At 63.1% G+C, this 26,101-nt stretch carries 21 protein-coding genes; 7 read left to right on the forward strand and 14 right to left on the reverse strand.

Going from position 1 to position 26,101, the window contains the following annotated elements; genetic code table 11:
* Position 1: 1 nt before the first annotated feature.
* The 3 genes from folP to rlmE form a co-directional block, all read right to left on the reverse strand.
* Positions 2–853: a dihydropteroate synthase gene (gene folP, locus ACQ4N9_RS05840; RefSeq protein WP_390966794.1), complete on the reverse strand. Its 852-nt coding sequence runs from the start codon at positions 851–853 to the stop codon at positions 2–4.
* 8 nt (positions 854–861) lie between these two features.
* Positions 862–2,769 carry an ATP-dependent zinc metalloprotease FtsH gene (gene ftsH, locus ACQ4N9_RS05845; protein ID WP_110995204.1) on the reverse strand — a complete coding sequence of 636 codons (1,908 nt, stop codon included), beginning with the start codon at positions 2,767–2,769 and terminating at the stop codon, positions 862–864.
* 203 nt (positions 2,770–2,972) lie between these two features.
* Entirely contained in the window at positions 2,973–3,599 is a 627-nt protein-coding gene (rlmE, locus tag ACQ4N9_RS05850; RefSeq protein ID WP_011532133.1) for a 23S rRNA (uridine(2552)-2'-O)-methyltransferase RlmE, read from the reverse strand.
* A 102-nt stretch (positions 3,600–3,701) separates the two neighbouring features.
* Between rlmE and ACQ4N9_RS05855 the strand changes: the two genes are divergently transcribed.
* Positions 3,702–4,010, forward strand: coding sequence for a YhbY family RNA-binding protein (locus ACQ4N9_RS05855; protein WP_027595032.1), 309 nt, complete (start codon positions 3,702–3,704; stop codon positions 4,008–4,010).
* 12 nt (positions 4,011–4,022) lie between these two features.
* Here ACQ4N9_RS05855 and ACQ4N9_RS05860 read toward each other — a convergent pair whose 3' ends face one another.
* From ACQ4N9_RS05860 to grpE, 8 genes are all read right to left on the reverse strand, one after another.
* A complete protein-coding gene (locus ACQ4N9_RS05860) occupies positions 4,023–4,472 on the reverse strand; it encodes an MFS transporter (protein WP_347150346.1) in 450 nt (149 codons plus the stop codon).
* Positions 4,450–4,932 (reverse strand): transcription elongation factor GreA, encoded by a 483-nt coding sequence (greA, locus tag ACQ4N9_RS05865; protein ID WP_178125730.1) that lies wholly within the window; start codon positions 4,930–4,932, stop codon positions 4,450–4,452. Before greA ends, ACQ4N9_RS05860 begins: the two co-directional genes overlap by 23 nt.
* On the reverse strand, positions 4,929–8,150 hold the full coding sequence (carB, locus tag ACQ4N9_RS05870; protein WP_347150345.1) for a carbamoyl-phosphate synthase large subunit: 3,222 nt from the start codon (positions 8,148–8,150) through the stop codon (positions 4,929–4,931). Before carB ends, greA begins: the two co-directional genes overlap by 4 nt.
* A gap of 106 nt (positions 8,151–8,256) precedes the next feature.
* Positions 8,257–9,393: a glutamine-hydrolyzing carbamoyl-phosphate synthase small subunit gene (carA, locus tag ACQ4N9_RS05875; RefSeq protein WP_125857392.1), complete on the reverse strand. Its 1,137-nt coding sequence runs from the start codon at positions 9,391–9,393 to the stop codon at positions 8,257–8,259.
* A gap of 327 nt (positions 9,394–9,720) precedes the next feature.
* Positions 9,721–10,527: a 4-hydroxy-tetrahydrodipicolinate reductase gene (gene dapB, locus ACQ4N9_RS05880; protein ID WP_316906424.1), complete on the reverse strand. Its 807-nt coding sequence runs from the start codon at positions 10,525–10,527 to the stop codon at positions 9,721–9,723.
* A gap of 13 nt (positions 10,528–10,540) precedes the next feature.
* The gene (dnaJ, locus tag ACQ4N9_RS05885; protein ID WP_347150342.1) at positions 10,541–11,665 is read right to left on the reverse strand and encodes a molecular chaperone DnaJ; all 1,125 of its coding nucleotides are present in this window, start codon (positions 11,663–11,665) and stop codon (positions 10,541–10,543) included.
* A gap of 198 nt (positions 11,666–11,863) precedes the next feature.
* Positions 11,864–13,789 carry a molecular chaperone DnaK gene (dnaK, locus tag ACQ4N9_RS05890; RefSeq protein WP_110995197.1) on the reverse strand — a complete coding sequence of 642 codons (1,926 nt, stop codon included), beginning with the start codon at positions 13,787–13,789 and terminating at the stop codon, positions 11,864–11,866.
* Positions 13,790–13,890: 101 nt separating this feature from the next.
* Positions 13,891–14,445, reverse strand: a complete 555-nt coding sequence (gene grpE, locus ACQ4N9_RS05895; RefSeq protein ID WP_390966788.1) for a nucleotide exchange factor GrpE — start codon at positions 14,443–14,445, stop codon at positions 13,891–13,893.
* Between the two features lie 182 nt (positions 14,446–14,627).
* On the opposite strand from grpE, the gene recN reads away from it, so the two are divergent.
* The gene (gene recN / locus ACQ4N9_RS05900; protein ID WP_110995195.1) at positions 14,628–16,301 is read left to right on the forward strand and encodes a DNA repair protein RecN; all 1,674 of its coding nucleotides are present in this window, start codon (positions 14,628–14,630) and stop codon (positions 16,299–16,301) included.
* A gap of 175 nt (positions 16,302–16,476) precedes the next feature.
* Here the strand turns inward: recN and fur are convergent, their stop codons facing one another.
* Positions 16,477–16,881, reverse strand: coding sequence for a ferric iron uptake transcriptional regulator (gene fur, locus ACQ4N9_RS05905; RefSeq protein WP_028691268.1), 405 nt, complete (start codon positions 16,879–16,881; stop codon positions 16,477–16,479).
* A gap of 97 nt (positions 16,882–16,978) precedes the next feature.
* Between fur and ACQ4N9_RS05910 the strand changes: the two genes are divergently transcribed.
* A complete protein-coding gene (locus ACQ4N9_RS05910) occupies positions 16,979–17,500 on the forward strand; it encodes an outer membrane protein assembly factor BamE (RefSeq protein ID WP_110995194.1) in 522 nt (173 codons plus the stop codon).
* A gap of 85 nt (positions 17,501–17,585) precedes the next feature.
* On the opposite strand, the gene ACQ4N9_RS05915 is transcribed toward ACQ4N9_RS05910, so the two are convergent.
* Positions 17,586–18,020: a type II toxin-antitoxin system RatA family toxin gene (locus tag ACQ4N9_RS05915; RefSeq protein WP_110995193.1), complete on the reverse strand. Its 435-nt coding sequence runs from the start codon at positions 18,018–18,020 to the stop codon at positions 17,586–17,588.
* Positions 18,021–18,181: 161 nt separating this feature from the next.
* On the opposite strand from ACQ4N9_RS05915, the gene smpB reads away from it, so the two are divergent.
* Positions 18,182–18,664 (forward strand): SsrA-binding protein SmpB, encoded by a 483-nt coding sequence (gene smpB / locus ACQ4N9_RS05920; RefSeq protein ID WP_011532120.1) that lies wholly within the window; start codon positions 18,182–18,184, stop codon positions 18,662–18,664.
* Between the two features lie 122 nt (positions 18,665–18,786).
* On the opposite strand, the gene ACQ4N9_RS05925 is transcribed toward smpB, so the two are convergent.
* Entirely contained in the window at positions 18,787–19,554 is a 768-nt protein-coding gene (locus ACQ4N9_RS05925; protein ID WP_125462528.1) for an FCD domain-containing protein, read from the reverse strand.
* Between the two features lie 259 nt (positions 19,555–19,813).
* Between ACQ4N9_RS05925 and ACQ4N9_RS05930 the strand changes: the two genes are divergently transcribed.
* The 3 genes from ACQ4N9_RS05930 to ACQ4N9_RS05940 all read left to right on the forward strand — a co-directional run bounded on the left by ACQ4N9_RS05930 (position 19,814) and on the right by ACQ4N9_RS05940 (position 25,573).
* Entirely contained in the window at positions 19,814–21,484 is a 1,671-nt protein-coding gene (locus ACQ4N9_RS05930; RefSeq protein ID WP_110995191.1) for a lactate permease LctP family transporter, read from the forward strand.
* Positions 21,485–21,547: 63 nt separating this feature from the next.
* Entirely contained in the window at positions 21,548–22,693 is a 1,146-nt protein-coding gene (gene lldD / locus ACQ4N9_RS05935) for an FMN-dependent L-lactate dehydrogenase LldD (protein WP_390966784.1), read from the forward strand.
* A gap of 69 nt (positions 22,694–22,762) precedes the next feature.
* A complete protein-coding gene (locus ACQ4N9_RS05940; RefSeq protein ID WP_390966782.1) occupies positions 22,763–25,573 on the forward strand; it encodes an FAD-binding and (Fe-S)-binding domain-containing protein in 2,811 nt (936 codons plus the stop codon).
* Positions 25,574–26,101 lie beyond the last annotated feature (528 nt).

Here is a 26,101-nt window from a genome sequence, read left to right on the forward strand (position 1 = left end):
CTTATTCGGCGCTCTGCACGGCGGCGATCATGCGCACTACATCGACCGTTTCGGCGACATCATGAACACGCAGGATGCTCGCGCCCTTGGTCATGGCCAATGCCGCCAGCGCCAGGCTGCCGTAGAGCCGCTCACCGACTGGGCGATCCAGCGTGAGGCCAATCATGCTCTTGCGCGAAACGCCCACCAGCAGCGGCCGCCCAAGGCGGTAAAGCGCTTCCATGTGTTTGAACAGGCTCAGGTTGTGCTCGAGGGTCTTGGCAAACCCGAACCCGGGATCGAGGACGATACGATCGGCGTCGATACCGACCGCCGCACAAGCCGCCATGCGCTGCTCAAGATAGCGCGTGACATCGGCGGTCACATCCTCGTAATGCGGATTGTCCTGCATGTTGCCCGGCTCGCCGCGCATGTGCATCAGGCATACCGGCAGCCCTGTAGCGGCAGCCGCATCAAGCGCACCGTCGCGTTCCAGGGCGCGCACGTCGTTGATCAGGCCAGCGCCGACGCGGGCCGACTCGCGCATGACTGCGGGCGTCGAGGTATCCACGGAGATGATCACATCAAGGCGGCTGCTGATCGCTTCGACGATGGGCGCCACGCGCTCCAGCTCCTCGAGGGGCGAAACAGCCCGGGCACCGGGACGCGTGGACTCGCCGCCGACATCGACCAGGGTCGCGCCGGCGGCCACCATCGCCTCGGCGTGACGCAGCGCTGCGTCGCGCTGGCTGAAGTGCCCGCCGTCGGAGAAGGAATCGGGGGTGATATTGAGGATACCCATGACATGGGTACGGGACAAATCAAGAACCCGGTTGCCGCAAGGCAACCGGGTCGGGTACTGCTGTGAACTCATGGCTACCCTTAGTGTTGAGCCGCTGGGCCGCCGATCGGCGACTCCGGACGATCACCCTGGGAGGCCTGGTTGCCGGAAGTGCCGGCATCATTGTCCCAGTCACGAGGTTCACGCGGGGTGCGGCCGGCCATGATGTCGTCGATCTGGTCGGCATCGATGGTTTCATACTTCATCAATGCTTCGGCCATGGCGTCGAGCTTGTCACGGTTGTCGGTGAGGATCTGCTTGGCTGTGGCGTAGCACTGATCGATGATCGCACGCACTTCCGAGTCGATCATCTTGGCGGTCTCGCCCGACACGCTGGCGTGCTGGCTGCCGGCGCTGCGGCCGAGGAACACTTCGCCCTCTTCTTCCGCGTACATCAGCGGCCCGAGCTTTTCGGACAGGCCCCACTTGGTGACCATGTTCCGGGCAATCTGGCTGGCACGCATGATGTCGTTGGAGGCACCGGTGGTGACGCCATCGAAGCCCAGGGTCATTTCTTCAGCGATACGGCCACCGTACAGCGAGCAGATCTGGCTGATCAGCGCGCGCTTGGACAGGCTGTAGCGGTCTTCTTCCGGCAGGAACATGGTCACACCCAGCGCGCGACCACGCGGGATGATCGACACCTTGTAGACAGGATCATGCTCAGGCACCACGCGACCAACGATGGCGTGACCGGCTTCGTGATAAGCGGTGTTCTGCTTCTCTTTCTCGGACATGACCATGGTCTTGCGCTCGGCGCCCATCATGATCTTGTCCTTGGCCAGCTCGAACTCCTTCATCTCGACCACGCGCTTGCTGGCGCGGGCGGCGAACAGCGACGCCTCGTTGACCAGGTTGGCCAGGTCGGCACCGGAGAAGCCAGGGGTACCGCGAGCGATGACCGCCGGGTTGACGTTCTCGCCAATCGGGACCTTGCGCATGTGGACCTTGAGGATCTGCTCACGACCACGGATGTCCGGCAGGCCGACCACCACCTGGCGGTCGAAGCGGCCCGGGCGCAGCAGCGCCGGGTCGAGTACGTCCGGACGGTTGGTGGCGGCGATGACGATGATGCCATCGTTCATCTCGAAGCCATCCATCTCGACCAGCAACTGGTTGAGGGTCTGCTCACGCTCGTCGTGACCGCCACCCATGCCGGCGCCACGGTGGCGACCGACGGCGTCGATTTCGTCGATGAAGATGATGCAAGGGGCGTGCTTCTTCGCCTGCTCGAACATGTCGCGCACACGGCTGGCACCGACACCTACGAACATTTCAACGAAGTCGGAACCGGAGATAGTGAAGAACGGCACCTTGGCTTCGCCGGCGATGGCCTTGGCCAGCAGGGTCTTACCGGTACCTGGCGGGCCCACCATCAGCACGCCACGCGGGATACGGCCACCCAGGCGCTGGAACTTGCCCGGGTCGCGCAGGAACTCGACCAGCTCGCCAACCTCTTCCTTGGCCTCGTCGCAACCCGCGACGTCAGCCAGCGTGGTCTTGACCTGGTCTTCGGAGAGCAGGCGCGCCTTGCTCTTGCCAAAGCTCATCGGCCCGCCTTTACCGCCGGCACCGCCCTGCATCTGGCGCATGAAGAACATGAACACGGCGATGATCACCAGGATCGGGAAGCTTGCCACCAGCAACTGAGTCCAGATGCTCTGCTGCTCGGGCTGCTTGCCTTCGACGGTCACGTGGTTGTCGACCAGGTCGCCAATCAGGCCGTTGTCGGTGATGGCCGGGCGGACGGTCTTGAAGTTGTCGCCGTCGGTGCGCTTGCCGGTAATGATGTAGCCGTCGACGGTCACGCGCTCGACCTTGCCATCCTTGACCTGCTGGATGAAGTCGGAATAGTTGAGGGTCTGCGGCTCGTTAGGGCTGGAGAAGTTGTTCATCACCGTCACCAGGACGGCGGCGATGATCAACCACAGGATCAGATTCTTTGCCATGTCGTTCAATTCGCTACCCTCTGAGGCCGGCGCACGACGCAGCCGTGCCTCGCATGATATTCATCGCCCTAACTTACTACATTACCTACGCAACCGCAGGCACCGTCTGTAACCCTTTGTGAAAGCTAGACTACACGAAGTTCGGACGATCCAGACGGGGTAGCTGATTGGAATTAACTATCGGCCACCCCGCAGCACGCCTTTCATGCCCCTTTGAAACCCTTGCCCAACAGGTACTGTTCGCGGGAACGATCCCGCGAGGACGATGGCTTGCGCATCTGCACCTTGTCGAACTTGCTGCGCACGTCCTTCAGGTACATGTCGAAACCTTCGCCCTGGAAGATCTTGATCAGGAAATCCCCGCCTGGCTTGAGCACGCGGGTTGCCAGATCCAGGGCCAGCTCACAGAGGAACATGGCGCGCGGCATGTCCACCGCGGGCGTACCACTCATATTGGGGGCCATATCGGAAATCACAAGGTCTACGTGCGAATCGCCGACCGCTTGCAGGATTTGCTGCAGCACTTCGTCCTGGGTGAAGTCACCCTGGATGAAGGTCACGTCCGGGATCGAGTCCATTTCCAGGATGTCCGAGGCGATCAACCGTCCTTGGCCACCAATCAGACGACTGGTCACCTGCGACCAGCCCCCTGGCGCCGCGCCGAGGTCGATCACGCTCATGCCGGGACGGATCAGGCGGTCTTTCTCCTGGATCTCCAGCAGTTTGTAGCTCGCACGGGAGCGGTAGCCATCCTTCTGTGCCTGTTTCACAAAAGGGTCGTTGAAATGCTCGCGCAGCCAGTTTGCGCTGCTTTTGGAACGTTGTACCACGGGGCACCTCGATGATATGCGTCGTGTTTGACTGGGCGGAGCCAGGGGCCCTCGGGTAAAATGCCCGTCAATTTTACAGAATCAGACGAAAAGGGTCAGATTATGCCGCTCAATAACGAGCAGAAGAAGCAATACAAGTCCATTGGTCATGACCTGAAGCCGGTCCTGATCGTTGCTGGCAACGGTGTGAACGAAGGCGTCGCCGCCGAACTGGAGCGCGCCCTGGCCGATCACGAGCTGATCAAGGTCGAAATCCGTTCGGAAGACCGTGAAGAGCGCGCCGCCGCGATCGCCGAACTGTGCAAGGTCGGCCGCGCCGAGCTGGTGCAGACCATCGGCAAGAAAGCGCTGATCTATCGCAAGAACCCACAGCCGAACAAGCAGCTGTCCAACATCCACCGCTTCAAGTAAGGGTGGAGCCGATCAGTGGCGCGCCTTGCGCGCCCTGACCGGAACCGGCTGGGCCACCAGCACGATGCCGGAAAAACCCAGCACCAGGAAGCAGAACATCTGCCAGCGTTCGCCCACGGAAATACCGTAGCGCAGCGTGTAGTAGCTGACACAGGCAGCAAAGCCAAGCAGCAACATCTGCCCACGGAACTGCTGCCACCAGGCCGCCAGGCCGTCCACCCTCGCCAATACCGCCAACTGGGTCAACAGCCCGAGCATCGCCACGCCGATCAACCAGCGGTCGATCTGCGCGGCCACATCATGCACCAGCAACGGCGCAAGGCCACTGACCTTGAGCGCCGGCACCAGCCCCACATGGAACACCCACAGGCCACCGACCCAGAATACCTGGGCCAGTTGCCAGAGGATCCCCTCGAGGGATGGCGCCCGCAGGCGCCGGTCAGATGTGCTGGACTTCGACAATCTCGTACTCGACAGTGCCGCTTGGCGTCTTGATGACGACTACGTCGCCTTCTTCCTTGCCGATGATGGCCTTGGCGATAGGCGCACCGCTCGAGAGCTTGCCTTGCTTCACGTCAGCTTCATCTTCACCGACGATCTGGTATTTCACCCGTTCGTCGGTCTCGGTATTGGCCAGCTCCACGGTGGTACCGAAGATGACCTTGCCGGTGTGGGCAATAGTGGTCACATCGATTACCACAGAGTTCTGCAGACGGCCTTCGATATCACGGATACGCGCCTCGACCATGCCCTGCTCTTCGCGGGCGGCGTGGTATTCGGCGTTTTCCTTGAGGTCACCCAGCTCACGGGCTTCACCGATCGCCTGGCTCAGGCGCGGGCGCTCGGTCTTGCTCAGGAACAGGTGCTCCTCTTCCAGGGCGCGAGCGCCCTGGACGGTCATCGGGTACTTGGTAATGCTCATGCTTTGAGTCCTGCATGCAGATCCTGCAAGCGACGAACGGTCTTTTCAGGGCCGAATTTCAGCGCTTCGCAGATGGCTTCACCAGCCGCAATGGTAGTGGTGCAGTAAATCTTGTGCTGCAGCGCATTGCGACGAATCGAGTACGAGTCGGCGATCGACTGGCGGCCTTCGGTGGTGTTGATGATCAGCGACACTTCGTCGTTCTTGATCATGTCGACCACGTGCGGGCGACCTTCGGTCACCTTGTTAACGCGACGCACCTTCAGGCCAGCAGCTTCGATGATCTTCGCGGTGCCAACAGTGGCGACCACTTCGAAGCCCAGGGCGATCAGGTCGCGGGCAACGCCAGCCACTTGTGGCTTGTCGTCGTCACGCACGCTGATGAACGCGGTACCGCCGGTCGGCAGCACTTCGCTGGCGCCCATCTGGGCCTTGGCGAAGGCTTCACCGAAGCTATCACCGACGCCCATCACTTCACCAGTGGACTTCATCTCTGGGCCGAGGATCGGGTCGACGCCTGGGAACTTGGCGAACGGGAATACCGCTTCCTTGACGCTGTAGAAGTTCGGGATGATTTCCTGGGTGAAGCCCAGCTCTTTCAGGGTTTTGCCGGCCATGACACGGGCGGCGATCATCGCCAGCGAGGTGCCGATGCACTTGGAAACGAACGGCACGGTACGCGAAGCGCGCGGGTTGACTTCGATCACGTAGATCTTGTCGCCCTGCAGGGCCAGCTGCACGTTCATCAGGCCAACCACGCCCAGTTCCAGGGCCATCTTCTTGACCTGGTCGCGAACCTGGTCCTGCACGTCCTGGCTCAGCGAGTACGGCGGCAGCGAGCACGCCGAGTCACCGGAGTGAACGCCGGCCTGCTCGATGTGCTGCATGATCGCGCCGATCACCACGTCGGTGCCGTCGCACACCGCATCCACGTCCATCTCAATGGCGCAGTTGAGGAAGTGGTCGAGCAGTACCGGGCTGTCGTTCGACACTTGAACCGCTTCACGCAGGTAGCGTTTCAGCTCGTCCAGCTCATAGACAATTTCCATGGCACGGCCGCCCAGTACGTAGGACGGGCGCACCACCAGCGGGTAACCGATCTTGCCGGCGGCAACGATGGCTTCGTCTTCGCTGCGCACGGTGGCGTTTGGCGGCTGCAGCAGGCTCAGGCGCTGAACCATCTGCTGGAAGCGCTCACGGTCTTCGGCACGGTCGATGGCGTCAGGGCTGGTGCCGATGATCGGTACACCGGCCTCTTCCAGGGCGCGGGCCAGTTTCAGCGGGGTCTGGCCACCGTAGTGGACGATGACGCCCTTCGGCTTCTCGACGCGGCAGACTTCCAGCACGTCTTCCAGGGTCAGCGGCTCGAAGTACAGACGGTCGGAGGTGTCGTAGTCGGTGGAGACGGTTTCCGGGTTGCAGTTGACCATGATGGTCTCGTAACCGTCTTCACGCAGGGCCAGCGCCGCGTGCACGCAGCAGTAGTCGAACTCGATGCCCTGGCCGATACGGTTAGGGCCACCGCCGAGGATCATGATCTTGTCACGGGTCGACGGGTTGGCCTCGCACTCTTCCTCATAGGTCGAGTACAGGTAGGCGGTGTCGGTGGCGAACTCGGCGGCGCAGGTGTCGACGCGCTTGTACACCGGGAACACTTCCAGCTTGTGGCGGTGGCGGCGCAGGTTCTTGTCGGTGATGCCCAGCAGCACGGCCAGACGCTGATCGGAGAAGCCCTTGCGCTTGAGGCGCAGCATGTAGTCCTTGTCGATCGCCGACAGGGCCAGGGTCTTGACCTTCTCTTCTTCCTTGATCAGATCTTCCATCTGCACCAGGAACCACATGTCGATGCCGGTCAGGGCAAAGATTTCTTCGCAGGTCATGCCCGAACGCATGGCGTCGGCCACGTACCAGATACGCTCGGCGCCCGGCACGGTCAGCTCGCGCTTGAGGATGCTGGCAGCTTCCGGGCTGGCCAGGTCGACTTTCGGGTCGAGGCCGCAGGCGCCGACTTCCAGGCCGCGCAGGGCTTTCTGCAGGGATTCCTGGAAGGTACGGCCGATGGCCATGACTTCACCCACGGATTTCATCTGGGTGGTCAGGCGGGCGTCGGCTTTCGGGAATTTCTCGAAGGCGAAGCGCGGCAGCTTGGTGACGACGTAGTCGATCGACGGTTCGAAGGAAGCCGGGGTGCGGCCGCCGGTGATGTCGTTCTGCAGTTCGTCGAGGGTGTAACCGATGGCCAGCTTGGCGGCGATCTTGGCGATCGGGAAGCCGGTGGCTTTGGAAGCCAGTGCGGACGAACGCGATACGCGCGGGTTCATCTCGATCACGACCATGCGGCCAGTGTTCGGGCAGATACCGAACTGCACGTTGGAACCGCCGGTTTCCACGCCGATCTCACGCAGCACCGCCAGCGAGGCGTTGCGCATGATCTGGTATTCCTTGTCGGTCAGGGTCTGCGCTGGAGCAACGGTGATCGAGTCACCGGTGTGCACGCCCATCGGGTCGAAGTTTTCGATCGAGCAGACGATGATGCAGTTGTCCTTTTTGTCGCGGACCACTTCCATCTCGTACTCTTTCCAGCCGATCAGCGATTCGTCGATCAGCAGCTCTTTGGTCGGCGACAGGTCCAGACCGCGGGTGCAGATTTCTTCGAATTCTTCACGGTTGTAAGCGATACCACCGCCAGTGCCGCCCATGGTGAACGACGGGCGGATGATGCATGGGAAGCCGAGCTTCTCGAGGACCGCGTAGGCCTCTTCCATGCTGTGGGCGATACCGGAGCGCGGGCACTCCAGGCCGATGTCTTTCATGGCCTTGTCGAAGCGCGAGCGGTCTTCGGCCTTGTCGATGGTGTCGGCGTTGGCACCGATCATCTCTACGCCGAATTTCTCCAGAACGCCGTGGCGCTCCAGGTCCAGGGCGCAGTTCAGTGCGGTCTGGCCGCCCATGGTCGGCAGCACCGCGTCCGGGCGCTCTTTCTCGATGATCTTGGCCACCGACTGCCATTTGATCGGCTCGATGTAGGTAGCGTCGGCCATGGCCGGGTCGGTCATGATGGTGGCCGGGTTGGAGTTCACCAGGATGACGCGGAAACCTTCCTCGCGCAGGGCTTTACAGGCCTGGGCGCCGGAGTAGTCGAATTCGCAGGCCTGGCCGATCACGATCGGGCCAGCGCCGAGAATCAGGATGCTTTTGATGTCTGTACGTTTTGGCATGGTTGTCACTCAAATCCGCGGGTCAGTCGGCAAGCCGTCTTGAACAATCTGGGTCAGGCGCTTCCGGGCGCGGCACACGCCGCCCCGGGGCCTTGCAGCAGGATGCTCAGCGGCGCTTGGCCATGGCATCGATGAAACGATCGAACAGTGGCGCGACGTCGGTCGGGCCTGGGCTCGCTTCAGGGTGGCCCTGGAAGCTGAACGCGCTCTTGTCGGTGCGCTCGATACCCTGCAGGGTGCCGTCGAACAGCGACTTGTGGATGGCGCGTACGTTAGCCGGCAGCGTGGCTTCGTCAACGGCGAAACCGTGGTTCTGGCTGGTGATCATCACCACGCCGGTGTCCAGGTCCTGGACCGGGTGGTTGGCACCGTGGTGGCCGTGGCCCATCTTCACGGTCTTGGCGCCGGAGGCCAGGGCCAGCAGCTGGTGGCCGAGGCAGATGCCGAACACCGGGATCTCGGTGTCGAGGATCTCTTTGATCGCCTGGATGGCGTAGTCGCATGGCTCGGGATCGCCAGGGCCGTTGGACAGGAACACGCCATCGGGGTTGAGCGCGAGCACTTCGCTGGCCGGGGTTTGCGCCGGCACCACGGTCACGCGGCAGCCGCGGGCAACCAGCATGCGCAGGATGTTCAGCTTGACGCCGTAGTCGAAGGCAACCACGTGGTACGGCAGGTCGGCGGCTTCGAGGGTCGGGTGGCTGTCGGTTTTCAGTTCCCACACGCTGGAGCGCCACTCGTAGCGTTCCTTGGTGGAAACGACCTTGGCCAGGTCCATGCCCTTCAGGCCTGGGAAGGCGCGGGCGGCGGCGATGGCCTGCTCTTCGGTGATGTTGTCACCGGCGAGGATGCAGCCGTTCTGGGCGCCCTTTTCACGCAGGATACGGGTCAGGCGACGGGTGTCGATGCCAGCGATGGCGACGACATTGTTGGCCTTGAGGTAGTCAGGCAGCGACTGGGTGTTACGCCAGTTGCTGGCCAGCAGCGGCAGGTCACGGATGACCAGGCCGGCGGACCAGACGCGGTTCGACTCGGCGTCTTCCGGCGTGGTGCCGGTGTTGCCGATGTGCGGGTAGGTCAGGGTAACGATTTGCTGGGCATAGGAAGGGTCTGTAAGGATTTCCTGGTAGCCGGTCATAGCAGTGTTGAACACCACCTCACCAACGGTCTGACCGTCGGCACCGATGGCTTCACCGCGAAAAATACTGCCGTCGGCAAGGGCGAGTATGGCTGGCTTTGTCAAGAAGACCTCCCGTAGATCAAGCATGAAAGGGCGATCGCAGGTTGCAAAAAAGCGGAGTGACGTATGGACACGTCACCCCGCTTTCATGTGCTGAATTCAATTCGCTGCGCGCTTTTAGTGGACACACTAAAGCTGTAGCTTACAGAAAAGTGCGTTTTGGGTCTACCGCAGATGTGTCTCTAAAACACATGAATGCGACAGGCTGACTTCGGCGGCGACCCCTTCGCGGGTAAACCCGCTCCCACAGGGACCGCGCGCGCCTTCAGCCCTGCGCTATCTCTGTGGGAGCGGGTTTACCCGCGAAGAAACCAACGCCGCGCTAACGGCTTAATGCAGCTCGAGCACGTCCTGCATGTCGTACAGCCCAGGCTCACGCCCATCCAGCCACAGCGCGGCACGTACCGCCCCCTTGGCGAAGGTCATGCGGCTCGACGCCTTGTGGGTGATCTCCAGGCGCTCACCTTCGGCGGCGAACAGCACGGTGTGATCACCGACCACGTCGCCGGCACGCACCGTGGCAAAACCGATGGTCTTGCGGTCACGGGCGCCGGTCTGGCCTTCACGGCCATAGACCGCCACTTCCTGCAGGTCACGCCCGAGCGCATTGGCGACCACTTCGCCCATGCGCAGCGCAGTACCCGAAGGCGCATCGACCTTGTGCCGGTGGTGCGCCTCGATGATCTCGATATCCACGTCATCACCCAGCACCCGGGCCGCCATGTCCAGCAGCTTGAGGCTCAGGTTGACGCCCACGCTGAAGTTGGCAGCGAAGACGATCGGGATCTCCTTGCCCGCCTCGGCCAGCTGCTCTTTCTCTTCCGGCGTGAAACCGGTGGTGCCGATGACCATGGCCTTGCCCGCCTTGCGGCAGAACGCCAGATTCTTCAGGGTCACCGAAGGGTGGGTGAAGTCGATCAGCACATCGAACTCGTCGACCACCTTGGCCAGGTCGTCGCAGATCGTCACGCCGATCCGGCCCAGGGCCGCCAGCTCACCGGCATCAGCCCCGACCAGCGAGCTGTCGGGACGATCGATCGCCGCCGTCAGGCCGGCCTGTGGCGCCTGTTGCTGCACCGCCTCGACGAGGGTCTTGCCCATCCGCCCTGCCGCGCCCATCACTGCAATACGTCGCATAGCCTGTTCCTTGTCAGAGATCGCCGAAGAAGCGCTTCACGCCTTCGAACCAGCCACTGGCCTTGGGCGAGTGGGAGCTGTCGCCCTCGAGGGAGGCACGCAGCTCTTCGAGCAGCTCGCGCTGGCGACGGCTGAGGTTGACCGGGGTTTCCACCGCCACGCGGCACAGCAGGTCACCCGCCGCACCGCCACGTACCGGCGCCACACCCTTGCCACGCAGACGGAACTGCTTGCCGGTCTGGGTGCCTTCCGGGATTTTCAGCTTCACGCGGCCGTCCAGGGTCGGCACTTCCAACTCGCCGCCCAGGGCTGCGTCGGTGTAGCTGATCGGCACTTCGCAGTACAGGTGCTTGCCGTCGCGCTGGAAGATCCCGTGCTCACGCACGTTGATCACCACATACAGGTCGCCGGTCGGGCCGCCATGAGCACCCGCCTCGCCTTCGCCGGACAGGCGAATGCGGTCGCCGGTATCGACGCCAGCCGGCACCTTGACCGACAAGGTCTTGTATTCCTCGACACGGCCTTCGCCATGGCAGGAATTGCAAGGGTCGGTGATGATCTTGCCCTGGCCATGGCAGCGCGGGCAGGTCTGCTGCACCGAGAAGAAGCCCTGCTGCATGCGCACCTGGCCGATACCGCCACAGGTTGGGCAGGTCGACGGGGTCGAGCCCTTCTTGGCACCCGAACCGTCGCACGGCGCGCAGTTGACCAGGGTAGGCACACGAATGCTGACCGTGGTGCCACGCACCGCTTCTTCAAGATTCAGCTCGAGGGTGTAGCGCAGGTCGCTGCCGCGCTGAGCGCCGCCACGCGAGCCGCCACGGCCGCCACCAAAGAAGTCACTGAAGACATCGCCGAAGATGTCGGAGAAGTTGGCGCCGCCGAAGCCCGCACCACCGCCACCCATGCTCGGGTCGACGCCGGCGTGGCCGTACTGGTCGAACGCCGCGCGCTTGCTCGCGTCAGACAGCACTTCGTAGGCCTCGTTGGCCTCCTTGAACTTGTCTTCCGACTCTTTGTCACCCGGGTTGCGGTCTGGGTGGAACTTCATCGCCAGCCGGCGATAAGCCTTTTTCAGGTCAGCTTCACTGGCGCCGCGCTCGACACCCAGGACCTCATAATAATCACGCTTGGACATAGGTCATTTGCACCTTGTTGGGCGTCCGGCATCCGCGCCGCGCCATCAACACTTGCCTGGCAACCACAAAAGGCACCCGACAAATGCTGTAAAAATTCTCGAATTCCAGATACGCCAACGCGGGAGCAAGCCCCCGCGCGGCGACATCCTACCAGCTCACCGGCAAACGCCGTTGAGCTGGCCGACAACGTGCAGGCATTACTGCTTGTTGTTGTCTTTCACTTCTTCGAACTCGGCGTCAACCACGTCATCGTGCTTGGCTTCCGGCTCGGCTTGCTGCTGGGCGCCGCCCTGCGGCTGCTCGGCCTGCTCTGCGTACATCTTCTGAGCAACCGGCGCGGAGACCTTGGACAGCTCCTCGACCTTGGCGTCGATGGCAGCCTTGTCGTCGCCTTTGACGGCGGCTTCCAGGGCAACCACGGCAGCCTCGATGGCAGTCTTCTCTTCGGCAGTGACCTTGTCACCGGCCTCATTGACCATCTTGCGGGTCGAGTGAACCAGCGCATCACCCTGGTTACGGGCAGCGGCCAGCTCTTCGAACTTGCGGTCTTCCTCGGCATTGGCCTCGGCGTCACGCACCATTTTTTCGATCTCTTCGTCGGACAGGCCGGAGTTGGCCTTGATCACGATCGACTGAGCCTTGCCGGTGGCCTTGTCTTTGGCGCCGACGTGCAGGATGCCGTTGGCGTCGATGTCGAAGGTCACTTCAATTTGTGGCACGCCGCGTGGTGCTGGCGGAATGTCAGCCAGGTCGAACTTGCCCAGCGACTTGTTCTGCGAAGCTTGCTTGCGCTCGCCCTGCAGCACGTGGATGGTCACGGCGCCCTGGTTGTCGTCGGCAGTCGAGAACACCTGCGACTTCTTGGTCGGGATGGTGGTGTTCTTCTCGATCAGCGCGGTCATCACGCCACCCATGGTTTCGATACCCAGGGTCAGCGGGCTGACGTCCAGCAGCAGTACGTCTTTGACGTCACCGGCCAGTACGGCGCCCTGGATGGCAGCACCCATGGCCACGGCTTCGTCCGGGTTGACGTCCTTACGCGCTTCTTTACCGAAGAAGTCGGCAACGGCTTTCTGCACCATCGGCATACGGGTCTGGCCACCGACCAGGATCACGTCGTCGATCTTGCTGGCATCAATGCCGGCGTCTTTCAGGGCGATGCGGCATGGCTCGATGGTACGGTTGACCAGGTCTTCGACCAGCGACTCCAGCTTGGCGCGGGAGATCTTCACGTTCAGGTGCTTAGGACCGGTGGCATCTGCTGTGATGTACGGCAGGTTGACGTCGGTCGACTGAGCGGAAGACAGCTCGATCTTGGCTTTTTCAGCGGCTTCTTTCAGGCGCTGCAGGGCCAGCGGATCGTTCTTCAGGTCCATGCCGGACTCTTTCTTGAACTCGTCGACGAGGTAGTCGATCAAGCGCATGTCGAAGTCTTCGCCACCCAGGAAGGTGTCGCCGTTGGTGGCCAGTACTTCGAACTGGTGCTCACCGTCGACTTCGGCGATTTCGATGACCGACACGTCGAAGGTACCGCCACCCAGGTCATAAACGATGACGGTGTGGTCGCCCTTGCCCTTGTCCATGCCGTAGGCCAGCGCAGCAGCGGTCGGCTCGTTGATGATACGTTTTACGTCCAGGCCAGCGATGCGGCCGGCGTCTTTGGTCGCCTGACGCTGGCTGTCGTTGAAGTAGGCCGGAACGGTGATGACCGCTTCGGTGACTGGCTCGCCGAGGTAGTCTTCGGCGGTCTTCTTCATCTTTTTCAGGACTTCGGCGCTGATCTGCGGCGGAGCCATCTGCTTGTCGGCGGCCTCTACCCAGGCGTCACCATTGTTGGCCTTGACGATCTTGTAAGGCACCAGCTTGATGTCTTTCTGCACGACATCTTCTTCGAAACGGCGGCCGATCAGGCGCTTCACCGCGAACAGGGTGTTGTGCGGGTTGGTGACTGCCTGGCGCTTGGCCGACTGACCAACCAGGATCTCGCCGTCGTTGGCGTAGGCGATGATCGAAGGCGTGGTACGCGCGCCTTCAGCGTTCTCGATAACCTTGGCGGTGCCGTTTTCCAGCACGGAGACGCAGGAGTTGGTGGTCCCCAGGTCGATACCGATGATTTTGCCCATGTTAACTCTCCCGAAACTTGAATTTGGTCGCAGCGACTACACAAGACGACTGCGGAAATACTTGAGTGCTTGACACCTAAATGGGGGTACCCAGCAGGATTTCAAGCCTTCTCGTTGATAGATGGCTGAGCTGCCGCCGGCGCCTTGCTGACCACCACCATGGCGGGGCGCAGCAGACGGCCATTGAGCAGGTAACCCTTCTGGAACACGTTCAGCACGCTGTTCGGCTCGACCTCGGCGTTTTCCTGCATGGCCATCGCCTGATGGTGCTCGGCGTTGAACGGCTGGCCGTGCGGGTCGATGGCTTCGAGGTTGTAGCGCTTGAGAGTGTCCTGGAACATCTTCAGGGTCAGCTCGACGCCTTCGCGGATCTTCTTGACCTGCTCGTCTTCGACGTTGGAGTGGGCCAGGGCCAGCTCCAGGCTGTCGATCACCGGCAGCAGGTCGCCGGCGAACTTCTCCAGGGCGAACTTGCGAGCCTTGTCGACTTCCAGTTCAGCGCGACGAACGCTGTTCTGCGCTTCTGCAGCGACGCGCAGGGATTGATCCTTGGCGGCGGCCAGCTGCTCCTCGAGCTCCAGAACGCGGGCGTCGGCAGTAGCTGCAACGGCCTCTTCGGGGTTCAGGTTCTTTTCATCCAGCTGTTCGTCAGCCATTGGGTATCTCCTCCGCAATTTCTGTTGTGCGAGCCAGGCTCGCCTTGTCTTGCCGGCTATATGGGGTCGGAAAAACCAGGTTCAAGGGCTGCGCGGGAAATCCACATTCATCAGCCGGGCATTGTCAGACCAGCAAAAAGCACTGTATAAATATCCAGACCACACCTTCGGGAGCCGCCCACATGCTGGTGCACCTGTCCATTCACAACTACGCCATCGTCGAACACCTCGACCTCGAACTCGCCCGCGGCATGTCCGTCATCACCGGCGAAACCGGGGCCGGCAAGTCGATCATGCTCGACGCCCTCGGCCTGGCGCTGGGCGATCGGGCCGACAGCGGCGTGGTACGCCCAGGCGCAGACAAGGCGGACATCCTCGCCACCTTCGACCTGGTGGACATCCCCGAGGCCCATGGCTGGCTCGCCGAACGCGACCTCGAAAGCGACGGCCCCTGCATCCTGCGCCGGGTGATCACCGCCGAAGGCCGCAGCCGCGGCTACATCAATGGCACGCCCTGCCCGCTCGGCGACCTCAAGGCCCTGGGCGAGCTGCTGATCGACATCCACAGCCAGCACGAGCATCAGTCCCTGCTCAAAACCGACACCCACCGCCGCCTGGTGGACGAGTATGCCGGCGCCATCGACCTGGCTCGCCAGGTACAGCTTGCAGCCAAGCGCTGGAACCAGACCCGCCAGGAGCTCGAGCGCCTGAGCAACTCCGGCGACGAGCAGCGCGCACGCCACCAACTGCTGAGCTACCAGCTCGAAGAACTGGACAACCTCGGGCTCGGCGAAAACGAGCTGGAGCTGCTGGAGCAGGAACACAAGAACCTGACCAACGCCGAGGCGCTGTTCGGCATCTGCCGCCAAGTTATCGACCAGTGCAGCGAAAGCGACTCGGGCAACGTACTCAGCGCCCTGACCGTCAGCCTCAACCGCCTCACGGCGGTCAGCAATGCCCCCAGGGCCCTGGGCGAGGCGGTCAACCTGATCGCCAGCGCACAAATCCAGGTGGAAGAAGCCGTCGGTGAACTGAACCGCTTCCTCGACAACTTCGATGCCGACCCGCTACGCCTGCAGGCACTCGAAGAGCGGCTCGACACTATCTATACCCTCGCCCGCAAGCACCGCGTGCACCCCACCGAGCTGCCGCAGCTGCAGCAGCGCCTGATGGAAGAGATCGAAGGCCTGAACGCCAGCGATGAATCGATCGAACGCCTGGGCGAAGAGCTGGCAGCCTTTGCCCAGCACTATAAAGAACGGGCCCGCGAACTGAGCGCCCTGCGCGAACAAGCCGCCAAACAGCTGGCCACCGCCGTAGAGCAGGAAATCCAACGCCTGGGCATGCCGGGCGGGCGCTTCTGCATCGCGCTTACCCCCTTCGACAATGGCGACCTCTCACCCCACGGGCTGGAGCAGATCGAGCTGCTGGTCAGCGCCAACCCGGGGCAGCCGCTCAAGGCCTTGGCCAAGGTAGCCTCGGGCGGTGAGCTGTCGCGTATCAGCCTGGCAATCCAGGTGATCACCGCACAGACCTCGCGCATCCCCACGCTGGTGTTCGACGAAGTGGACGTCGGCATCGGCGGCCCCACCGCCGAGATCGTCGGCCAGTTGCTGCGCCGCCTGGGCGAGCGCGGCCAGGTACTGACCGTGACCCACCTGCCGCAGGTAGCGGCGCAGGGGCATCACCACCTGTTCGTGCACAAGGTGCGCAACAGCGACACCACCCACACCGCCGTGGCCAGCCTGGCCAAGCGCGAGCGGGTCGAGGAAGTGGCGCGGATGCTCGGCGGCATCGACCTGACCAAAGAATCGTTGGCCCATGCACGCAAGATGGTGGTAACCAGCAAAACTTGAGGCCGCGCGAACCGTGGGAGCGGGCTTGCCCCGCGATAGCGCCAGCAAGAACAACATACAGTGCCGAGTTGACGTCATCGCGGGGCAAGCCCGCTCCCACGTCCCCTCAACCACTTTTTAGAAAGCACAAAGGCGACCCGAAGGTCGCCTTTGTCGTCAGTAACGAGCTAAATCGTTACTTCTTTTTACGCACATAGAGGACCAGGTTGTGGTCCACCAGCTCGAAGCCGTGCTCGGCAACGATCTCTTTCTGGCGCTTCTCGATTTCGGCATCGAAGAATTCAATGACTTCACCGCTGTCCACGTTGACCATGTGGTCGTGGTGCTTGCCATCCGCCAGTTCGAACACAGCATGGCCGCCATCGAAGTTGTGACGCTCCACCAGGCCAGCCGCTTCGAACTGAGTCAGCACGCGGTACACGGTCGCCAGGCCGACATCTTCGCCAGCTTCCATCAGTGCCTTGTAGACATCCTCCGCACTCATGTGACGCTGCTCGGCGGAGTCGAGCATCTGAAGAATCTTGACTCGAGGCAGGGTTACCTTGAGGCCCGCTTTGCGCAATTCGCTATTTTCAACCATGGTCAGCTTTCTCGCCGATGCTGCTTCGCAGCTTCTCTTAATACGGGTATGATCGGGGTTTACGTTGTCCAGCCAAGATAGTGGAAGTCGCCCACCGATGCAAAACACCAAGCTCTTGCTAACCAGCCTCACCCTAGTGGGACTGCTCGCACTCGCCGGTTGCTCGTTTCCCGGGGTTTACAAAATCGACATCCAGCAGGGCAATGTCGTCACGCAGGACATGATAGACCAATTACGCCCGGGAATGACCCGCCGGCAAGTAAGGTTTATCATGGGCAATCCGCTGATCCAGGACCCCTTCCACACCAATCGGTGGGACTACCTGTACAGCCTGCAGCCTGGTGGCGGTCAGCGCCAGCAAGAGCGCATGAGCATTTTCTTCAACGAAAGCGACCAACTGGTCAGCCTGGCCGGCGACTTCATGCCAGGCGTCAGCCGCGACCAGGAAATCCTCGGCGGCAGCGGCGATACCACGGTCAGCCCGGCGCACCAGCCAAGCCAGCAACCGGAAAAACCGGCCAAGCCAGGCTCGTTGGAAGAGACGCTGCAAAAAGAGATCGACACCATCGAGACCACCCCGGTCCCGACGCCAGCACCGCTGGACACCTCGCCGCAATAACCGCAGGCGACAACGAAAAAGCCCGGACATTGTCCGGGCTTTTTATTGGGCGACTGCCTGGCAAGCTTCAGTGACAGCCAACGCCTCAGGCATTCAGCTGCTTGGCACGCTCGCAGAACGCATCGACCATGGTATTGGCAGCCTGATTGAACAGCGGCCCCAAGGTTGCGCGCACCAACGCGCCGGCATAGTCGAACGACAGATCGAGGCTGATCTTGCAGGCCTTCTCGCCCAGCGGCTTGAACACCCACAAGCCATGCAGCTGGGAGAACGGCCCCTCTTCAAGGTTCATTTCGATCGACTGCCCCGGCACCAGCACATTGCGCGTGACGAAGTGCTGGCTGATGCCACCCTTGGCCACCTCCAGCCTGGCGCGCATGTGCGTGTCGCTGCTCTCGATCACCGTCGAGGCCGAGCACCAAGGCAAAAACGCCGGGTAGCTGGCCACATCGTTGACCAGGTCGTAGAGCGCCTGGGCAGGGTAAGGCAGCAGGGCGGAGCGTTGAATATGGGTAGTCATCCAGGCGTCACTTCCAAACGGGACGGCAGCGCTACATAGCGCCTCGAATACGATTCTGTTGATCAGAGCAAGGGCAGTATTGTCCGGGATTCACACAACAGGCTCAAGCGCACCTAAACCCCATAGCCGAGGACGCGGCGACTCCCTATAATGCCGCCCCTATGGCTAAGCAAAAGAAACATCCGACCGGGACCATCGCGCAAAACAAAAAGGCGCGACACGATTACTTCATCGAACACAAGTTCGAGGCCGGGCTGGTCCTGTCCGGTTGGGAAGTAAAGAGCCTGCGGGCCGGCAAGGCGCACCTGACCGACAGCTACGTGCTGCTCAAGGATGGCGAAGCCTGGCTGTTCGGCAGCCACATCACCCCGCTGACCACCGCCAGCACCCACGTCATCGCCGACCCTATCCGCACGCGCAAGCTGCTGCTGAACAAGCGCGAGCTTGAGCGCCTCGAAGCGGCCGTGGCGCAGAAGGGCTATACCTGCGTGGCGATGTCGCTGTACTGGAGCAAGCACCTGATCAAGTGCGAGATCGCACTCGGCAAGGGCAAGAAGGAATTCGACAAGCGCGACACCGTGCGCGAACGCGATTCCAACCGCGAGCTGCAGCGCACCATGCGCAACAAGGGCAAGGAAGAGTAATCCGCCTTTCGACCGCGGTGCCTGCTTCGCGGGTAAACCCGCTCCCACAGGTATGGCGCTGAATTCAGATTCGGCGCCATACCTGTGGGAGCGGGTTTACCCGCGAATGCCATCACACCGGCCTACCGCCCGCTGCGCCGCTCCGCCCGCGCCACCCGCTGGGCCTCTTCCTGCGCCTCTTCCAGCACCTCCTGCACATACAGAATGTGCCGGCTGGAAACCTCCCGCGCATCCTCGGCACGCCCCTCGACAATCGCCTCGTACAGCTCACGGTGCTGGCTGATCAACATGTCGCGCGTCTCGCTGCGCTGCTGGTACATGCCGCCGATATTGGTCACCACGTTGCGTTTGAGCAGGTCGAACAGCCCACGGATGGTATGCAGCAACACAGCATTGTGGCTGGCCTCGGCGATCGCCAGGTGGAACCGCGCATCGGCCGCACCCTCCTCTGCCCGATCGACTTCACCGACCCGGTTATAGCAATCCTGCAAGGCATCGAATGCCACCTTCAGCCGCTCACGATCAGGCCCCGTGGCACGCTGCGCCGCGTAATAAGCGCATGAAGCCTCCAACGTGTGGCGGAACTCCAACAGGTCACGCTGCGCCTCGGGGCTGCCTTCGAGCAGCTTCAGCAAAGGGTCGCTGAAGGTCGAACCCAGCGACTCGGCCACATAGTTGCCACCGCCCTGGCGACTGACCAGCAACCCCTTGGCCACAAGCTTCTGGATCGCCTCGCGCAACGACGGGCGGGACACGCCGAACTGCTCGGCCAGCGCGCGCTCGGCCGGCAGCCGCTGCCCCGAAGTCAGCGTGCCTTCCAGAATCATCCCTTCCAACCGATCGACGATGTCGTCGGACAGGCGCCGTTGGCGGACCTGATCAAAAACCATCTACATGCTCTCCACAAACCCCGGCGTGCGGATCCCGGGGGCGCCTATTCTGCGCCTATCCGGCCTGTGCCGACACCATCAGCCGGCGATTTTAGCCACCCATCAGGCGCCCGCTCATCGGCATCCGACCAAAGTTTTGCACGGGACAAATTGACACACCCGCAATGGCGCTTTTAACCTAGCGACCAGCCATTGTAAATTGGTCTTACCAATTATCCAATGCCAGTGCCTTACCAACAAAAATTAGGGGCCACCCCATATGCAAACCTGGCAACAACTCTATAGCCCGCTTGGTAGTCTTGGTCTGTCCGCACTGGCGGCGGTCATCCCTATCGTATTCTTCTTCCTTGCCCTCGCCGTGTTCCGCCTCAAAGGCCACGTCGCCGGCAGCATCACCCTCGCGCTGTCGATCCTGGTGGCGATCTTCGCCTTCCAGATGCCTGTCGACATGGCCTTCGCCGCCGCGGGTTATGGCTTCCTCTACGGCCTCTGGCCGATTGCCTGGATCATCGTTGCCGCGGTGTTCCTCTACAAACTCACGGTCAAGAGCGGCCAGTTCGAAGTGATCCGCAGCTCGGTGCTGTCGATCACCGACGACCAGCGCCTGCAAGTGCTGCTGATCGGCTTCTGCTTCGGTGCCTTCCTCGAAGGCGCCGCCGGCTTCGGCGCCCCCGTGGCCATCACTGCCGCGCTGCTGGTGGGCCTGGGCTTCAACCCGCTGTACGCCGCCGGCCTGTGCCTGATCGCCAACACCGCCCCGGTGGCCTTCGGCGCCCTCGGCATCCCGATCATCGTCGCCGGCCAAGTGACCGGCATCGACGCCTTCCACATCGGCGCCATGACCGGCCGCCAGCTGCCGCTGCTGTCGCTGTTCGTGCCGTTCTGGCTGGTGTTCATGATGGACGGCCTGCGCGGCGTGAAGGAAACCTGGCCTGCCGCCCTGGTAGCCGGCCTGAGCTTCGCCGTCACCCAGTACTTCACCTCCAACTTCATCGGCCCAGAGCTGCCCGACATCACCTCGGCCCTGGCCAGCCTGATCGCCCTGACCCTGTTCCTCAAGGTCTGGCAGCCCAAGCGCTCGTTCAGCGAAGCCAAGGGCAGCGTCGGCGCCGCCGTGGTGCAGTCGAGCGGCAGCCAGCCGAGCCCATACAGCTTCGGCGAGATCTTCAAGGCCTGGTCGCCGTTCCTGATCCTCACCGTGCTGGTGACCATCTGGACCCTCAAACCATTCAAGGCGGCGTTCGCCCCGGGCGGCGCGATGTACAACTTCGTGTTCAACTTCGCCATCCCGCACCTCGACCAACTGGTGATCAAGACCGCGCCGATCGTCGCCGCGCCCACCGCCATGCCCGCGGTATTCAAGCTCGACCCGATCTCCGCCACCGGCACCGCGATCTTCCTCTCCGCGCTGATCTCCATGGCCGTGCTGAAGATCAACTTCAAAACTGGTCTGACCACTTTCAAAGAGACCTTCTGGGAGCTGCGCTGGCCGATCCTGTCCATCGGCATGGTGCTGGCCTTCGCCTTCGTCACCAACTACTCGGGCATGTCTTCGACCATGGCCCTGGTACTGGCCGGCACCGGCGCCGCGTTCCCGTTCTTCTCGCCGTTCCTCGGCTGGCTGGGCGTGTTCCTGACCGGCTCCGACACCTCGTCCAACGCCCTGTTCAGCTCGCTGCAGGCCACCACCGCGCACCAGATCGGCGTCAACGACACCCTGTTGGTAGCCGCCAACACCAGCGGCGGCGTGACCGGCAAGATGATCTCGCCGCAGTCGATCGCCGTGGCCTGCGCCGCCACTGGCCTTGTGGGCAAGGAATCCGACCTGTTCCGCTTCACCGTCAAGCACAGCCTGTTCTTCGCCACCATCGTCGGCCTGATCACCCTGGTCCAGGCCTACTGGCTGACCGGCATGCTGGTTCATCACTAAAGTGAAAGGGGCCGGGCGCGCCGCTGCGCCCGGCATCTCCTTCAACCCACGCTGCGAGAATCCATGATCATTTCCGCCTCCACCGACTATCGCGCCGCGGCCCAACGCAAGCTGCCCCCCTTCCTGTTCCACTACGCCGATGGCGGCGCCTACGCCGAACACACGCTGCGCCACAACGTCTCGGACCTGGCCAGCATCGCCCTGCGCCAGCGCGTGCTGAACAACATGTCCGAGCTCAGCCTCGAGACCAAGCTGTTCAACGAAACCCTGAGCATGCCCGTGGCCCTGGCCCCCGTCGGCCTCACCGGCATGTACGCCCGCCGCGGCGAAGTGCAGGCCGCCCGCGCCGCCGCCGCCCACGGCATCCCCTTCACCATGTCCACCGTGTCGGTGTGCCCGATCGAAGAAGTGGCCCCGGCCATCAACCGGCCCATGTGGTTCCAGCTGTACGTGCTCAAGGACCGCGGCTTCATGCGCAACGCCCTGGAGCGCGCCAAGGCCGCCGGCGTGCAAACCCTGGTGTTCACCGTCGACATGCCCGTGCCCGGCGCCCGCTACCGCGACGCCCACTCCGGCATGAGCGGCGCCAACGGCCCGCTGCGCCGTGTGCTGCAAGCCATGACCCACCCGCAATGGGCGTGGGACGTCGGCGTGATGGGCCGCCCCCACGACCTGGGCAACATCTCCGCCTACCGTGGCAACCCCACCGGCCTTGCCGACTACATCGGCTGGCTGGGTAACAACTTCGACCCGTCCATCTCCTGGAAAGACCTGGAGTGGATCCGCGAATTCTGGGACGGCCCGATGATCATCAAGGGCATCCTCGACGCCGATGACGCCCGCGACGCAGTCAAGTTCGGCGCCGACGGCATCGTCGTCTCCAACCACGGCGGCCGCCAGCTCGACGGCGTGCTGTCCAGCGCCCGCGCCCTGCCGGCCATCGCCGACGCGGTGAAGGGCGATATCAAGATCCTCGCCGACTCCGGCATCCGCAGCGGCCTCGACGTGGTGCGCATGATCGCCCTGGGCGCCGACACCGTGCTGATCGGCCGCGCCTTCCTCTATGCCCTGGCTACCCACGGCGAGGCCGGGGTGAAGAACCTGCTGGAGCTGTTCGAGAAGGAAATGCGCGTGGCCATGGTGCTGACCGGCGCCAAGTCCATCAGCGAGATCACCCGCGACTCGCTGGTCCGCGAACTGGGCGCCTGAGCGCCCGCTACCGCCTGAAAACCCGGGGCACGCCGCGCGCCAGACGCCGCGGCCCCGCGAGGAGACTGCATGAGCCTGCCCGCCGCGTTCCTGCGTGATGCCGAGCGCCTGATCCCCGCCGAACGCCGCTTCGACGACCCCACCTCGACCCTGGCCTTCGGCACCGACGCCAGCTTCTACCGGCTGATCCCCAAGCTGGTGGTGCGCGTGGAGTCCGAAGACGAAGTGGTCGGCCTGCTTCAGCTGGCCCAGCGCGAGCGCGTGCCGGTCACCTTCCGCGCTGCCGGTACCAGCCTGTCTGGCCAGGCCATCAGCGACTCGGTGCTGATCGTGCTCGGCGACAGCTGGAACGGCCGCGAGATTCGCGGCCAAGGCGAGCAGATCCGCCTGCAACCCGGCGTCATCGGCGCCCAGGCCAACGCCTGGCTGGCCCCTTACGGGCGCAAGATCGGCCCCGACCCAGCCTCGATCAACGCCTGCAAGATCGGCGGCATCGTCGCCAATAACGCCAGCGGCATGTGCTGCGGCACCGCGCAGAACACCTACCACACCCTGGCCGGCCTGCGCCTGGTGCTGGCCGACGGCACCCGCCTGGACAGCGAAGACCCGGCCAGCGTCGCCGCCTTCGAACAGAGCCACGCCAGCCTGCTCGACGAACTCGCCCGCCTGGCCCGCGAGACCCGCGCCAACACCGAACTGGCCGACCGCATCCGGCACAAGTACCGGCTGAAAAACACGACCGGTCTGTCGCTCAACGCACTGGTGGACTACGACCAGCCACTGGATATCCTCCAGCACCTGCTGGTCGGTTCCGAAGGCACCCTCGGCTTCATCAGCGCCGTCACCTACGACACCGTGCCCGACCACCCGCACAAGGCCAGCGCCCTGCTGGTGTTCCCCACCGTGGAAAGCTGCTGCCGCGCCGTGACCGTGCTCAAGCGCCAGCCGGTGTCCGCCGTCGAACTGCTCGACCGCCGCAGCCTGCGTTCGGTGCAGGAGATGCCGGGCATGCCGGCGTGGGTAAAGGACCTCTCGGCCAACGCCTGCGCCCTGCTGATCGAGTGCCGGGCCGCCAGCCAGAGCCTGCTGCACGAGCAACTGCAACAGGTGATGGCGTCGATTGCCGACTACCCACTGGAACAGAAGGTCGATTTCAGCGAAAACCCAGCGGTGTACAACCAGCTGTGGAAGATCCGCAAGGACACCTTCCCCGCCGTCGGCGCCGTGCGCCAGACCGGCACCACCGTGATCATCGAAGACGTCACCTTCCCCATCGAGCAACTGGCCGAGGGCGTCAACCGCCTGATCCAGCTGTTCGACAAGCACCGCTACGACGAGGCGATCATTTTCGGCCACGCCCTGGAAGGCAACCTGCACTTCGTCTTCACCCAGGGCTTCAACAGCGCCGAGGAAGTGGCCCGCTACCAGGCCTTCATGGACGACGTGGCGCAACTGGTGGCGGTGGAGTTCGGCGGCTCGCTCAAGGCCGAGCACGGCACCGGGCGCAACATGGCGCCCTTCGTCGAGCTGGAATGGGGCAAGGACGCTTACCAGCTGATGTGGCAGCTCAAGCGCCTGCTCGACCCCAACGGCATCCTCAACCCCGACGTGGTGCTGAGCGAAGACCCGGACATCCACTTGAAGAACCTCAAGCCGCTGCCGGCCGCCGACGAGATCGTCGACAAGTGCATCGAGTGCGGTTTCTGCGAACCGGTGTGCCCGTCCAAAGGCCTCACCCTCAGCCCCCGCCAGCGCATCGTCATGTGGCGCGACATCCAGGCGAAGAAGCGCGCCGGCGTCGACACCCGCGAGCTGCTGCACACTTACCAGTACCAGGGCATCGACACTTGCGCCGCCACTGGCCTGTGCGCCCAGCGCTGCCCGGTGGGCATCAACACCGGCGACCTGGTGAAGAAGCTGCGCGGCCAGGCTGCCGAGCACGTCAAGGCCGCCGACTGGCTGGCCGAGCACTTCCACACCACCCTGCGCGGCGCCCGCCTGACCCTGGCCGCCGCCAACGGCGCCCGCAAGCTGCTGGGCGCGCCACGCATGGCCCGCCTCAGCGCCAGCCTGAGCAAAGCCAGCAAAGGCCGCCTGCCGCAGTGGACCCCGGCCATGCCGCAGCCCCTGCGCGCCATCGCGCTCAACGCACCGAGCAACGATGCCCGCCCCCGCGTGGTCTACCTGGCCGCCTGCGTCTCCCGCGTGATGGGCCCCGCCTATGCCGACCGCGAACAAAGCTCGCTGCTGGACAAGACCCGCGCCCTGCTGGAAAAGGCCGGTTACCAGGTGGTGTTCCCCGACAACGCCGACAGCCTGTGCTGCGGCCAGCCGTTCGCCTCCAAGGGCTACCCCGAGCAGGCCGAGCACAAACGCCAGGAGCTGATCACCGCCCTGCTGCACGCCAGCCGCGGCGGCCTCGACCCGATCTACTGCGACACCAGCCCCTGTACCCTGCGCCTGGTGCAGGACCTGGGTGAAACACGGCTGGACCTTTATGACCCGGTGCGGTTTATCCGTACCCATCTGGTCAACAAGCTGGAGTTCACGCCCCAGGACGAACCGGTGGCCGTGCATGTGACCTGTAGCACCCAGCATTTGGGCGAGAGCCAGGCGCTGATCGATTTGGCGCGGCGCTGCAGCAAGAATGTGGTTATTCCTGAAGGTATTCACTGCTGTGGGTTTGCTGGCGACAAGGGATTCACCACGCCCGAGCTCAATGCCCACTCGCTGCGTACGCTCAAGGATGCGGTGCAGTATTGCAGTGAAGGGATTTCTACCAGCCGCACCTGTGAAATTGGGCTGTCGAGCCATAGTGGGATCGACTATCACGGGTTGGTGTATCTGGTGGATCGGGTGACACGGGCGCGGGCGGTCTGATTGTTGGTGGGGATTGCGTCAGGGCATGCAGGTGCCTGGCTGTAGGTTGCATCAAGGCATGCAGGTGCTCGCCACAGCTCTTGCAGCGCCTATGAGATCGAGCGCCGCCCGCACGGCGCATCGCTGGCAAGCCAGCTCCCACATCTGTTTCGGGCCAGTTACTTCTGTTGTTTCATCGCTGTACGCCTTGTTGGTTCGACTCGATATTGAGGTGGGCACCACTGGCGCCTCGCCTGACTCAAGACATGCACCAAGGCGGGCAGCGGTACCTTCACAGGCATAATTGGCCCGAAACAAATGTGGGAGCTGGCTTGCCAGCGATGCGCCGCGCGGGCGGCGCTCGATCTCATAGGCGCCACAAGAGCTGTGGCAGGCACCTGTATGCCCTGATGCAATCACCAGCCTGGCACCTGTTTGCCCTCACGCGGTAGCCAGCCAGGAGCACCAAGGGCATACCACTCACCCCGTAAGACATTTCCGAACCTGCAACCAAATGCTTCTGCCCAAAAGGCTTGGGAACTATCCTAC

The sequence above is a fragment of the Pseudomonas sp. ES1 genome (genome assembly GCF_050586605.1).
GTDB classification, from domain to species: Bacteria; Pseudomonadota; Gammaproteobacteria; order Pseudomonadales; family Pseudomonadaceae; genus Aquipseudomonas; species Aquipseudomonas sichuanensis.

What these genes read in the sequence shown, in the direction of transcription:
- folP (WP_390966794.1), bottom strand. Translation starts at nt 853, where the DNA reads ATGAGTTCACAGCAGTACCCGACCCGGTTGCCTTGCGGCAACCGGGTT.
- ftsH (WP_110995204.1), bottom strand. Translation starts at nt 2,769, where the DNA reads ATGGCAAAGAATCTGATCCTGTGGTTGATCATCGCCGCCGTCCTGGTG.
- ACQ4N9_RS05855 (WP_027595032.1), top strand. Translation starts at nt 3,702, where the DNA reads ATGCCGCTCAATAACGAGCAGAAGAAGCAATACAAGTCCATTGGTCAT.
- greA (WP_178125730.1), bottom strand. Translation starts at nt 4,932, where the DNA reads ATGAGCATTACCAAGTACCCGATGACCGTCCAGGGCGCTCGCGCCCTG.
- carB (WP_347150345.1), bottom strand. Translation starts at nt 8,150, where the DNA reads ATGCCAAAACGTACAGACATCAAAAGCATCCTGATTCTCGGCGCTGGC.
- dapB (WP_316906424.1), bottom strand. Translation starts at nt 10,527, where the DNA reads ATGCGACGTATTGCAGTGATGGGCGCGGCAGGGCGGATGGGCAAGACC.
- dnaJ (WP_347150342.1), bottom strand. Translation starts at nt 11,665, where the DNA reads ATGTCCAAGCGTGATTATTATGAGGTCCTGGGTGTCGAGCGCGGCGCC.
- dnaK (WP_110995197.1), bottom strand. Translation starts at nt 13,789, where the DNA reads ATGGGCAAAATCATCGGTATCGACCTGGGGACCACCAACTCCTGCGTC.
- grpE (WP_390966788.1), bottom strand. Translation starts at nt 14,445, where the DNA reads ATGGCTGACGAACAGCTGGATGAAAAGAACCTGAACCCCGAAGAGGCC.
- recN (WP_110995195.1), top strand. Translation starts at nt 14,628, where the DNA reads ATGCTGGTGCACCTGTCCATTCACAACTACGCCATCGTCGAACACCTC.
- fur (WP_028691268.1), bottom strand. Translation starts at nt 16,881, where the DNA reads ATGGTTGAAAATAGCGAATTGCGCAAAGCGGGCCTCAAGGTAACCCTG.
- ACQ4N9_RS05910 (WP_110995194.1), top strand. Translation starts at nt 16,979, where the DNA reads ATGCAAAACACCAAGCTCTTGCTAACCAGCCTCACCCTAGTGGGACTG.
- ACQ4N9_RS05915 (WP_110995193.1), bottom strand. Translation starts at nt 18,020, where the DNA reads ATGACTACCCATATTCAACGCTCCGCCCTGCTGCCTTACCCTGCCCAG.
- smpB (WP_011532120.1), top strand. Translation starts at nt 18,182, where the DNA reads ATGGCTAAGCAAAAGAAACATCCGACCGGGACCATCGCGCAAAACAAA.
- ACQ4N9_RS05925 (WP_125462528.1), bottom strand. Translation starts at nt 19,554, where the DNA reads ATGGTTTTTGATCAGGTCCGCCAACGGCGCCTGTCCGACGACATCGTC.
- ACQ4N9_RS05930 (WP_110995191.1), top strand. Translation starts at nt 19,814, where the DNA reads ATGCAAACCTGGCAACAACTCTATAGCCCGCTTGGTAGTCTTGGTCTG.
- lldD (WP_390966784.1), top strand. Translation starts at nt 21,548, where the DNA reads ATGATCATTTCCGCCTCCACCGACTATCGCGCCGCGGCCCAACGCAAG.
- ACQ4N9_RS05940 (WP_390966782.1), top strand. Translation starts at nt 22,763, where the DNA reads ATGAGCCTGCCCGCCGCGTTCCTGCGTGATGCCGAGCGCCTGATCCCC.